Source organism: Vibrio sp. KUL80 (assembly GCF_059725495.1).
On record NZ_AP045842.1, the window covers coordinates 874,033 to 886,510 of the forward strand.

The 12,478-nt window shown below is 46.8% G+C and carries 8 protein-coding genes; 1 reads left to right on the top strand and 7 read right to left on the bottom strand.

All coding sequences use genetic code 11. The features are described from left to right. Window positions 1–176: 176 nt before the first annotated feature. The gene (gene malQ, locus AC6I8U_RS20550; protein WP_234497495.1) at window positions 177–2,351 is read right to left on the bottom strand and encodes a 4-alpha-glucanotransferase; all 2,175 of its coding nucleotides are present in this window, start codon (window positions 2,349–2,351) and stop codon (window positions 177–179) included. 107 nt (window positions 2,352–2,458) lie between these two features. Then, window positions 2,459–4,912, bottom strand: coding sequence for a glycogen/starch/alpha-glucan phosphorylase (locus tag AC6I8U_RS20555; RefSeq protein WP_498019529.1), 2,454 nt, complete (start codon window positions 4,910–4,912; stop codon window positions 2,459–2,461). A 541-nt stretch (window positions 4,913–5,453) separates the two neighbouring features. On the opposite strand from AC6I8U_RS20555, the gene malT reads away from it, so the two are divergent. Continuing rightward, entirely contained in the window at window positions 5,454–8,162 is a 2,709-nt protein-coding gene (gene malT, locus AC6I8U_RS20560; RefSeq protein ID WP_498019530.1) for an HTH-type transcriptional regulator MalT, read from the top strand. A gap of 60 nt (window positions 8,163–8,222) precedes the next feature. Here the strand turns inward: malT and AC6I8U_RS20565 are convergent, their stop codons facing one another. From AC6I8U_RS20565 to phnD, 5 genes are all read right to left on the bottom strand, one after another. Then, complete coding sequence (locus tag AC6I8U_RS20565) at window positions 8,223–8,699, bottom strand: hypothetical protein (protein WP_498019531.1); 477 nt, start codon at window positions 8,697–8,699, stop codon at window positions 8,223–8,225. Window positions 8,700–8,775: 76 nt separating this feature from the next. Next, entirely contained in the window at window positions 8,776–9,426 is a 651-nt protein-coding gene (locus tag AC6I8U_RS20570) for a Qnr family pentapeptide repeat protein (protein ID WP_498019532.1), read from the bottom strand. Window positions 9,427–9,728: 302 nt separating this feature from the next. Next, window positions 9,729–10,598, bottom strand: a complete 870-nt coding sequence (phnE, locus tag AC6I8U_RS20575) for a phosphonate ABC transporter, permease protein PhnE (RefSeq protein ID WP_498019533.1) — start codon at window positions 10,596–10,598, stop codon at window positions 9,729–9,731. Continuing rightward, a complete protein-coding gene (phnE, locus tag AC6I8U_RS20580; RefSeq protein WP_234497500.1) occupies window positions 10,595–11,470 on the bottom strand; it encodes a phosphonate ABC transporter, permease protein PhnE in 876 nt (291 codons plus the stop codon). The genes phnE (AC6I8U_RS20575) and phnE (AC6I8U_RS20580) overlap by 4 nt, the downstream gene beginning before the upstream one ends. Window positions 11,471–11,530: 60 nt before the next feature. After that, window positions 11,531–12,454 (bottom strand): phosphonate ABC transporter substrate-binding protein, encoded by a 924-nt coding sequence (gene phnD / locus AC6I8U_RS20585; RefSeq protein WP_498019534.1) that lies wholly within the window; start codon window positions 12,452–12,454, stop codon window positions 11,531–11,533. Between the last annotated feature and the right edge of the window lie 24 nt (window positions 12,455–12,478).

The following is a 12,478-nucleotide window of genomic DNA, read 5'->3' on the forward strand; positions in this document are numbered from 1 at the left end:
GAAGTGACAAGCACCCAATTTTGCAGTGCAATCGGTCAATTTCACCGACAATTTACAATATAAATTTGCAAATGATATATCCAAGTCGTCAGAAAAAAGAAAAGCACGATTCTTTGGAGATGACAGAACAAATATCCAATAGAATCGTGCTTTGTTAGCGATTTAAAAATCAGTGATTAGCTGGCTTTCGCGCGAACTTCCGTTAGGCGTTTAGCGATGCGATTTACCCCTTCTTGAGCGAAGATTTCTTCAAGGTTCATCGACAGTTTACGACGCCAGTTCGGGTACTCATTAACCGTACCTGGAATGTTTACTGGTTTATCCATTTCTAGCCAGTCTTCAAGCTGAACACTGAGTAGTGCAGATGAGCCTGCTGCTACATGAAGCTGCAGTGCTTCGCTTAGGTAAGCATCCATTGGAACTAAGCTTGCGTCACGGCCGACACCTTCAGGCAGGTAACCGTGCCACGCCACGCTATCAATGATACCTTGCTTGCACTCTAGACGGTCATCAAATAGACCCGCTAGCTGCTCTTCGTTTGGATATAGACCAATCTCACGACCCATTTTAAGGTCATCGCAATGCCAGAAGCCGCGTAGCGTTGGCATATCGTGAGTACATAGTGCAGACATAGATTGATCCGCATAGTGCTCAGGAGAAATAAAGCCGCCATCCTCTGCTGTTTCGAAGAAGAATACCTTGTACGAGTGAACACCTGCATCGCGCAGAATCTCAACGATTTCATCTGGTACAGTACCTAAGTCTTCACCGATAACACTACATTGATGACGGTGTGACTCAAGCGCTAGGATTGCTAGCATGTCTTCAACTGGGTAGTAGATGTACGCGCCTTTCGTCGCGTTTTCACCTTTTGGAATCCACCAAAGACGTAGCAGACCTAGAACGTGGTCGATACGTAGTGAGCCACAGTGCTTCATGTTCGCACGTAGTAGCTTGATGTATGCATCGTACGATGTAGCTTGCAGTACTTGTGGATTAAGTGGAGGTAGACCCCAGTTTTGACCCAATGGACCCAAGATATCTGGTGGAGCACCGATGCTCGCATCCATAACTAGGTTGCCATTGTCTGCCCATGTTTCAGAACCAGAATCCGCAACACCTACAGCAAGGTCTCGGTATAGGCCTACTGCCATACCTTTCTCTTCTGCTAGTGCTTGAGCTTCATTGATTTGAACATCAGCAATCCACTGCAAGTACATGTAAAGCTGAACTTTATCTTGATTATCAGCAATATATTTTTGAGTCGCTGCATTTTCGAAACGACGGTATTTCTCTGGGAATACCGGCCAGCCCCACATGTTGCTGTCTTCTGCGTGAAGCTCAGCGTGGATCGCATCGAATGCGGCTTGATGAAGTAGGCTTTCACCGCCTGCCTCAACGAAGTCTAGGAATAGTTTTGCGCGCTCAGACTGCTTGTCTAGGTGACGAGATTTGAACTCATCGAATAGCAGTGGCAATACGCTCATCTTAAGCTCAGCCACTTCGGTGTAGTTCACCCAGTGTGACTCACGCGCTTTTTGCAGGCGTGCTTGGAACTCAGAGCCACCAACGATTTGCTGTGCATCTGCACTTAGCGCAAATTCTGCGACAGAGCTAACGTCGATGTAAAGAATGTTCAACCAGCGGCGAGAAGATGGGCTGTATGGGCTCGCACCTTCTGGGTTAGCAGGGAACAATGAGTGAATTGGGTTAAGACCAACAAAATCACCACCACGTGCAGCGATATCCGCTACAAGCTGTTTAAGGTCACCAAAATCACCGATACCCCAGTTATGCTGAGTACGAAGCGTGTAAAGCTGGATACTTGGACCCCAAAGCTTTTTACCTTCATCAATCGCACTTTGTTTGTAACAAGCACGTGGAGTACGGATAAGTGTCATCTCGTAAGGTGCTTTACGGCGCTTACGCTCTAAGTAAAGCTTGTGGTAACCCCATGAAAGGTTGTTTGGTAACGCAAATACTAAAGGGCCACCCTCAGCACGTTCATCACGAACGATCTGAGATTGAAGATAGCCTTCAAGTACTTCTCCTTGCTCAGTCTCTAGACGCCAGCTGAAATCGCTTTCTCTCGCGCTCACACCTAAATGAAGTTCTACTTCAACGGCATCACCGTCTTTAACAACCAGTACAGGGTCTAGCACTTCCTTCTTATGCTTTTTCTCTGCAGATTTTAGTAGTGATTCATCATTAGTCGTGTCGTAGCCTAAAGACGCAAGCAGACGAAGAATGGTTTCGTCCTCAACTCTGGCTTCGTCGCCCCACGCACTTACGTAGCTGTCGGCTATTCTTGCCATCTCAGCAACTTGTTTTAATGCTGTTTGTTCTGTCATCGCTCTCTCCGAAGGACTTCTCTAACCTTCAAATCGGTAGGGTTATTATTTATTTAATGAAAAAGCCAAGGTACCCCGCTCAAACCGGAGTACCTTGGTTAAATTTATTAGCGAGAAACTGCTTCTAGTTTCCAAATGTTGTTCACGTAATCGCGAATCGAACGGTCTGAGCTGAACTTGCCAACTAGCGCCGTGTTAAGAATCGCTTTCTTCGCCCAACCAGCTTGGTCACGGTATTGCGCGTCCATGTCTTCATGCGCCTTCACGTAAGATGCGAAGTCAGCAAGACATAGGTACGGGTCACCACCATCTAGTAGGCTGTCGTATGTTGCACGTAGTAGACCTGGTTGACCTGGAGTGAACTCTTCACCTAGTAGTAGGTCTAGAGATGCTTTCAGTAGTGGGTCAGCGTTGTAGAAGTCGTATGGGTTGTAACCTGCCGCTTTGGTGCGTTTCACACCATCAACCTCTAGACCGAAGATGTAGATGTTCTCGTCACCGACTTCTTCACGGATCTCAACGTTAGCACCATCCATCGTACCGATAGTGAGTGCGCCGTTAAGAGCCATCTTCATGTTACCTGTACCCGATGCTTCTTTACCTGCCATAGAGATTTGCTGAGAAACGTCAGCAGCTGGAATCAACATTTCAGCCATGCTTACACGGTAGTCAGGGATGAATACCACTTTCAGCTTACCGCCTAGGCGTGGGTCATTGTTTACTTTCTCAGCAACCTTGTTAATCGCAAAGATGATCTCTTTCGCTAGGTGGTAACCCGGTGCAGCTTTAGAGCCGAAGAATACAACGCGTGGCGTCATATCAAATGTTGGGTCATTCAATAGGCGGTGGTACAGAGACAACACGTGTAGCAAATCAAGTTGCTGACGCTTGTACTCGTGTAGGCGCTTGATCATCACATCAAAGATAGCATTCGTATCTAGCTCGATACCCATGTTCTCTTTAACCCAGTCCGCTAGACGCTGTTTGTTCTGCTTCTTAACTGCCATGTAGTCTTTCTGGAACTTAGCGTCATCAGCGAATTTCGCGATACCTTCCAGCTGCTCAAGCTTAGCTGGCCACTCGCTGCCAATCTTGTCAGTGATAAGAGCCGATAGACCTGGGTTACAGAACTTCAACCAACGACGTGGTGTCACACCGTTCGTTACGTTATGCAGACGAGTCGGGTACATCTCGTGGAATTCCGGGAATAGGTCTGATTTCACCAACTCAGAGTGAAGTGCTGCTACACCGTTCACTGCGTATGAACCGATAACACATAGGTTAGCCATACGAACCATGCGGTGGAAACCTTCTTGGATGATAGAAAGCTTAGCTTGCTTCTCACCGTCACCAGGCCACATTGCACGTACTTCTTGTAGGAAGCGGTGGTTGATTTCAAAGATGATTTCCATGTGACGTGGAAGTAGACGCTGGATTAGCGACTCAGACCAAGTCTCTAGTGCTTCTGGAAGTAGCGTGTGGTTTGTGTATGCGAAAGTCTTAGAAGAAATCGCCCACGCGTCATCCCAGCTCAAACCTTTCTCATCAAGAAGGATGCGCATTAGTTCAGGAATAGCGATCGTTGGGTGCGTATCGTTAAGCTGAATAGTTTCTTGCTTAGGAAGATCCGCCAGCGTGTAACCTGCAGCCTCGTGACGACGTAGAATATCGCGTACAGACGCTGCAGAGTGGAAGTACTGCTGCATTAGACGCAGTGTCTTACCTTTCTCGTGGTTGTCATTCGGGTATAGAACCTTAGTGATGTTACCCGCATCGATTAGCGCGTGCTGTGCTTCGAAGTAGTCACCGTTGTTGAAGCTTTCTAGAGAGAATGGTGCGATTGCTTGACATTCCCAAAGACGTAGCGGGTATACAGTGTCAGATTCGTAACCAACAATTGGTAGATCCCAAGGCATTGCTTTAACCGTCATGCCAGGAACCCACTTACGAACTTCTTTGCCATCAACGTTTACAACTTCAACGTGACCGAAGAAACCGATCTCTTGTGCAAGTTCTGGACGAGCCACTTCCCATGGGTAGCCTTCAACACCACACCATGCGTCTGGTGCTTCTTTTTGACGACCATCTTCAAAAGATTGCTTGAATAGACCGTATTCGTAGTGAAGGCCGTAGCCTACAGTGGGGAATTCTTGAGCGGCACATGAATCCATGAAACATGCAGCTAGACGACCTAGACCACCGTTACCGAGTGATGGGTCACGCTCTTCTTCTAGAAGGTCAGTTAGGTTGTGACCTAGCTCAGCCATTGCGTCAGTTACTTGCTCGTAAAGACCCATGCTGATTAGGTTGTTACCGGTTAGACGACCGATTAGGAATTCTAGAGATAGGTAGTTAACGCTTTTTGCGCTCTTGATGCGCTCATCTGCTTCAGTTTCAAGCAGGTCAAAAGTCGTTAGCTCAGCAAGCGCACGGCCCATTGCTAGATACCACTGACGTTCAGTCGCAGTTTCTACCGTCGTTGCGTAAGTCGCTGATAGGTGTTTCTTAACACTTTCTTGGAAAGAAGCTTTATCAAATTTTTTCTGTTGCGCAGGTTTCATTACGAAATCTCACTTTCAAGTTTTATCCATCTGTCACATATCGTGCATGGTGACGTATCCATAAACATCCTCCTAAGTCCGACTCCCTGAAGGATGAGTGAGGAGGGCGTAGGGGGCGTACTCCCCTTCACTAAGTGATCGGTGTCCCATTCCGATATTGGATTCGGTTTTTTCTGGTGATAGCGATCACGCCAAGCTCAGTTTTTAATCTAAGCGCTATCGAAGAAACATTTACTATCGCATCGGTGACTAAATACAAAAATTGCTGTTGAGATCACAGTTAGCCGTAAAAAAGCCCCAAAAAAACCTGAAGTTTTGTATACATGGCTGACCAATACCCTTCCGAATGCGCACCAATAAGTGACGAACTTCACATATATGAGGCGTAGTTGGGGTATGGGACACGCAATAATTAAAATCTAGCGCTCGATCAAACACTGTATAACCTACTGTTTCATAACATCGAGGCTGCTCTATAAAGCTGTGGTAATCGCTCCCTCCTCCTTGAGGAGTAGAAACAATAATTAGTAGGAAATATCTTATGTGGATTCCTTCAAAACTGACTCGACCAGGCCGCTTGCACAACGCCATCGTTCGCCCTCGAGTATTAGATCTGCTTGCACAGGCTCCCTTTTATAAACTTGTTCTTTTTCGCTCGCCTGCAGGTTACGGTAAAACGACCATGGCTGCTCAATGGCTATCGGATAAACCACATGTAGGTTGGTACAGCATCGACGAAAGCGACAATGATCCGTTCCGTTTCGTTAACTACTTGCTGCAGGCCATCAATAAGGCCACCAACAACACCTGTCCTAACGCACAAAAGCTAGCAGAACGTCGACAGTTCTCATCGCTGCATTCTCTCTTTAGCGAAGTGTTTGCCGAACTGACTAGCTATCATCACGAGTGCTACATCGTCTTAGATGACTACCACCTGATTACTGACGAAGAAATTCATGAAGCAATGCGCTTCTTCCTTAAGCACATGCCAGACAACATCACGCTAGTGGTGACAAGTCGTGGAAATCCGCCGCTGGGGACGGCGAATTTGCGCGTACGCGATCTGATGATTGAAATTGGCAATGAGCTTTTAGCATTCGATACCGAAGAAACAACGCGTTTCTTTAGTCAGCGACTGGCCAGTGAAATTGACAATGAAACCGCTAACTCACTGCGCACCTATGTTGAGGGTTGGCCTTCTGCTCTGCAGCTTTTCGCACTGCAGGCCCAGCATCAAAAACGCACCTTGGCGCAATCAGTAGAGACCATGTCTCAGTTCAACCATGCGCACCTTTGGGACTACCTCGTTGAAGAGGTTTTCGATCTCCTTGATAAAGAGACTCGCCACTTCCTAATGCAGTGTTCAGTGCTCGATCACTTTAACGACAGTTTGGTCACCGCACTGACCAAACGTGACGACGCGCTTAGTATGATCGAATCGCTCAACCGCTTTGGTTTATTTATCTACCCACTTGAGGGTGAGAACAACTGGTTTAGGTTCCACAACCTATTTGCAGAGTTCTTATCTCATGAGCGTAAAGCACGTATTCCTCAGCAAGAAAATGAGCTGCATCTAGCTGCTGCAAACGCATGGCTACAGCAAAAAGTGCCACATCAAGCGCTTCGACACGCTCGCTTGGCGAATAACAACAACTTAGTTGCTGAAATATTGCTCGAGTATGGTTGGAAGATGTTCAACCACGGTGAATTGGCAACGCTTGAAGACGCGATTGACGTACTCTCTGCTGACCAGCTCTATAGCCAACCAAAGCTCTGTATGCTGCAAGCTTGGCTTGCTCAAAGCCAGCACAGATACAACGACGTTGGTGAACTGATTGCCAAAGCAGACGCTGAAATGGCAGCGCGCCAAGTCAAACTGACGGCAAAAGAAGAAGGTGAGTTCCACGCGTTACACGCGCAAGTTGCAATTAACCAGAACTCTCCTGACAAGGCGATTAAACTTGCAGAACTCGCGCTAAGCGAGCTAGATCATTCTGAGTATCGCAGTCGAATTGTGGCGACCTCTGTCGTCGGTGAGGTCAACCACGTAATCGGCAACCTCAGCCGTGCGCTGTCAATGATGCAGCAAACTGAGAAACTAGCGAGACAATACCATGTCTACCACCAGGCGCTATGGGCTCAGTTGCAACAAAGTGAAATCCTGATCGCACAAGGCTATGTTCAAGCGGCGTTTGAGATCCAAGAAAGTGCCTTCAAACTGATTGAAGAACAGCAACTGCATCAAGTTCCTATGCACGAATTCTTGCTTCGAGTACGTGCGCAAGTACTCTGGTGTTGGAACCGCCTAGATGAAGCGGAAGAGTGTGCGTATAAGGGCATCGATGTGCTAGGTAACATCGACCCAAGTAAACACCTACACAGCTACTCTATGATTGCACGCATCGCGATTGGTCGAGGTGAGCTAGATAAAGCTTCAAAGGTCATTGAGCAGATCCAGCACCTAATGAAGCAATCCACTTACCACGTTGATTGGACCGCGAACGCATCTCTATCACTGCTTCTATACTGGCAAGCGAGAAACGATATTGAATCAATTGAGCAGTGGCTCGAAACGGCGACTAGACCAGAAGAAGCGTGTAACCACTTCTCTCAACTGCAATGGCGTAATATTGCTAGAGCGCAAATAAACCTTGGTCAGTACGAACAAGCTCAGGTTACGCTCGACTTCCTCGACAAAGAAGCGAAACAGCATCAGCTCGTCACTGATCGTAATCGCAACCTTATCGTCGAAGCGATTCTCAACGTCCACAACCGTAACGAAGAGAAAGCGAAAGAGCTCCTAAAAGAAGCGTTAGTACTTACTAATCAGACCGGCATGATCGGTAACTTCCTCATCGATGGAGCTACCATTGGCCACTTGCTTGCTAACTTGGTTTCAAAGTCAGACTTGGGTGATCTTGAGCGTCACCGTGCTCAATTGCTGATGAAAGACATCAACACCACTCAGCGTAGTCGCTCCGTGCACTTTAACGAAGAGTTTGTCGAGAAGCTGGTCAACCACCCTAACATCCCTGAGTTAGTACGTACTAGCCCGCTAACCCAGCGTGAGTGGCAAGTTCTTGGTTTGATATACTCTGGTTTTAGCAATGAACAGATTGCTCAAGAACTGGATGTAGCCGGCACAACGATTAAGACTCACATTCGTAACCTGTATCAAAAGCTCAACATTGCCAATCGTAAAGAGGCAATCAGCACAGCTGAGAACTTGCTGCAGTTGATGGGGTACTAATCAAACACAAACCATAAAAGCAAACGCCCAGTATTTTTGACTGGGCGTTTTTTTGTTTTTCTAGACTTGCCTACGATGACAGCGTGTCTCCTCTCCCTTCGCATCAACAAGTACCATAGACCTCTTCGTTAATACTGAAACCTCTGTGCTAAGCAGGTGAATATCGTTTAATTCCTTCTCTATCGTTTCTGAGAGTTCATGCCCAGATGAACTGCTGCTGTCCAATGCCAGCACTTCAAACTCTTCCGTTATCGTCGACCCTTGCAATGACCAGTAGCCACTAGTGATCAACTCTACTCGAGCAGCACCTTTACCTGTCGCTATAGGAAAATTCAAAAACACCCGTCCGTTAAACTCACCATTATCCCCATACGCTACATGCACTTTAGTTTTGATGTCCGTCAGCTTGTAATCACACTGCCAAGCGCCCGACACATTTTGCTGTGTAATCGCCAAACGGTTCTCTTGCTGGCTCTTCGGTTCTCCACAACCGACCAACAGCGCTGCAGTTAGCCCCACTACTATGGTTTTATTCATGACACATCCTTGTGTTGACTGTATTTTATAAATTGTAGTGAATCCATCGCACTCCCTTGCAATGGTATCGTCTAATTTAGGCAGGCATCACAATTAAACCTAGTGGTTCTAATAGCTGTGCCTGCTGCCAATCACAAATCTTAACACCGGTCAGATCAACCCGTCTTGGGTCCAATCCTTCAAGTTCTACATGACATAAATCCGCGCCTTGAAAACGGAACTGTGGCCAAGCATCAGAAGAAAAAACGCCGCGACTTAAATCCGATTCGCGAAAAGACGCACCTTGCAAGTTTGCACCTATCCAACGATTCTCAAACAAGTCACATTTCTCAATGATTATGCGCTCGAAATTGGTGTAGGACAGGTTGCATCCTGTGATGTAAGCCGAGCAGAAGTACATGGTATGACTCACTTGGTTGGCAAAGCGTGCTCTCACAAAGTTGGCACCTTTCAGGTCACACTCTCTAAACTCGATACCAAAGCAGTCCGCCCCTTCAAAGTTACACATCGCCATCTGACATTGCTTAAAGCTGGCATCTTTCAAATTGGTGTATTGAAAATGACACCCCTCCAAATCCAAGGGTTCAATAAACTTGCAGCGCTCAAAGCGAGCTTCTGAGAGGTCGGCGCGAGAAAAGTCACACTGGTAGAATTGGCAGTTCTCGAAAATTTCCCCTGAGAGATCGTGATGGCGGAAATCATGGTGTTCAAAAATTTTGTCTTTCATGGATTTTGTCTTCTAGTTCGCATGGTTGAAGACTAGCATCTGACGACATTGGAATCGACAAAAACAAAACCTTTAAAAACAGCAATTTAAGACACCCAAAAATCGCCATTTTAAGGGGTCATCCGGCCACTTTTAGATGGGTGTTTTTGATTGAGCGGGCGCTCAGACGAAGAAGAAAGTTTTAAGCGCTAAAGAGGCTTACAGGAGGTCGCCTCTCCAATAGTCAAAAAGCCAGCATGTCACGTTGCTGGCTTTGCAGTTAGCACCTTGAAACTAAGACCTTGACGTCAGCGCCCAAAAACTTATTTAGTCGGGGTGTACAAGGCGATGTTTTCACCCACTATGTATTTTTGTCTTAGGACACTAGAGACCTTATCTAGTCCCATGATAATGGCGACAAGCACTAGGGTGATAAAGGTCACCACATCCCAGTTCCATAGTCGCATGTTCTCAGCATAGACCAGACCAATACCACCAGCACCTACAAAGCCAAGAACCGCAGCCGAGCGAGTATTTGACTCAAGCTGATATAGGCTCAACGCCAAGAAAGTCGGAAACGATTGAGTAAAGATACCAAATCGATGTTTCTGCAGGTTATTGGCACCCATTGCCGTTAAACCGCGTGATGGCTTTTTGTCAGCCGCTTCATGGCTTTCTGCGTAAAGTTTACCAAACAAGCCTAAGTCTTGGATAAACACCGCCATCACACCAGCAAGTGGGCCAAGACCCACTGCACGAACAAAGATCATCCCCCATATCGCCATATCGATACCACGCAAAACATCAAAGATGCGGCGCATCATGATCGCAATCAGTCGAAACGGTCCTGTCATCACATTTCGAGCAGCTAGGAATGACAGTGGCAGAGCAATCAACGAGGCCGTCAGCGTGCCACCAAACACGATCGCTAGCGTAATACCAATTTGCTTAAAGTAGTAACCAAATGGCCAATCCCAGAAGTCGCGCCACACAAACATGTGTAAGAAGTAGCTCATGATCTTGCTGTTACCCATCTCAAATTGCTGAGAGGACACACCAAAGAAGTGGAAAAACACCAGATAATAGAGAACAACCGCAGCGACACTCGCGGCAACGACCATTAAGTAACGACGCTGTTTATCAAAAATGGCTTTGTTTTCTTGTTTGATTTGCTCAAGGGTCATTTCAGTCATTGGCTGTCTCCATTGATCACTTTCTTCCTCAGTACGCCAGACGTGGTATCTATAATGGCCACCACTAGGATGATTAGAAGCAGCGTAATACTGACCTGGTCGTTGCGTCCCAGACTAATGTTTGTCATTAGCTCCTGTCCGATACCTCCCGCGCCAACTAAGCCAAGAATGGTCGACGAGCGGAAGTTAATCTCAAATCTCAGGAACACATAAGAAAGGACCGTCGGTTTGACCTGTGGCCAGAATGCAAATCGAATGCGTTGGATAGGTCTTGCACCAGATGCAGTCAACCCTCGAATCGGTTTATCGGAAACCGTCTCAATCGACTCATAGAACAGCTTAGTCAAGCTGCCAATAGTATGAAGCGTCAGGGCGACAAAACCAGGAAACGTACCCACACCATAAGCCATCACGAACATCACTGCCCAAGCTAGCTCTGGCATTGTACGCAGAAACGCCACAAAAGAACGAATACCAAAGCGCACAGGCGCTGGCGCATAACTGTTGCTGGCAGCTAAGAATGCTAACACAATCGCAATCACAGAAGACACTAAGGTAGCGGCAATCGCAACATTAATGGTTTCCCATAACAGCGGGATCTGGATGTGTAATCGATAACCCCAGTAAATGAGCGAGCCTGGCACGGCGCGTCCGTTTTCATCTCGACTGGCGAACAGAACGTCCCATGATAAATTCGGGATAGTGTCGTAGATGTAATCAAATAACGCTGGAGCATTACGTATGATGGTCGACAGGCTGAACTCAGCGTAGTGACCAGAAAGCAAATAGAGCAACATAAACAGAGAGGACCACATAAGAGCGTCCATTTTCTGCTTACGGCGAACCTGTTGATAGTATTGTTCGAACTGCATGGAGTAACCGTAGAAGTAGCAAAGCCGGCTGCGAACAGCCAGCTTGATTAACAGAGGAGATTAGCGCTGAGCAAACTTAGTTGCTTTTACCAGATCGATGATCGATTGGTATTCAGCAACGCTGGTCTCTTCTAGGTGAAGAGAGCCACCCGCAGCTTTGCTAAAGCAGTCGTTGTTTTCACGATCTAGCTTCTTCACCGCCGCCACTAGGTCATCTTTGAATTTCGGGTCTAGACGGTTGCTCACAATCGTAGGACCGTTTGCGATAAGTGGTGATTCCCAAATGATACGAATCTTGTTCATTAGCTCTGCATCATGATCCATGTAGCGAAGCAGTGCGCCAGCACTGTAGCCTTTGCTCGCATCACCAACCATAGAAGACCAAGTGACTGCGGCATCAAACTGGCCGTTCAGTACGCCAACGATGTCTTGTTCGTGGCCACCAGAGAAGTTAACTGAGCTGAAGAAGCCGTTGAACTGGTTGTCCATATTGCCACCTAGCGTTTGCTCTAGCTGGTTGTTTGGAATCAAGAAGCCTGAAGTAGAGTTTGGATCGGCAAATGAGAACACCTTACCCTTAAGATCTTCAATCGACTGATATGGGCTATCTTCCTGTACCAAGATAACCGAGTGGTAACCGCGCGAATTATCTGTGTTATCAACCGTGATACCAACTAGCTCTACCGCTTCTGGGTCATTAAGATAGATCTCAGCGTATGACTTTGGCGACATGTTAATAACCAAGTCGATTTTTTCACCCAAAAGACCTTGAATAACCGCGTTGTAGTCACTTGAGTTACGAATATTGGTTTTAACACCAAGCTCAGCATTTAGGAAATCCGCCACACACTGGTTGTCACCAATCTGCTGTGCTGCGTTTTGACCACCAAGAATACCTAGATTGATCTCTTTTGGTGCCGCTGCTTGAGCGTTAAATGCCAAAGCAGATGCCACTGCAACACCGAGGGATAGAAACTTTTTCATGACTTGTCCTTAAACGTATAGTCC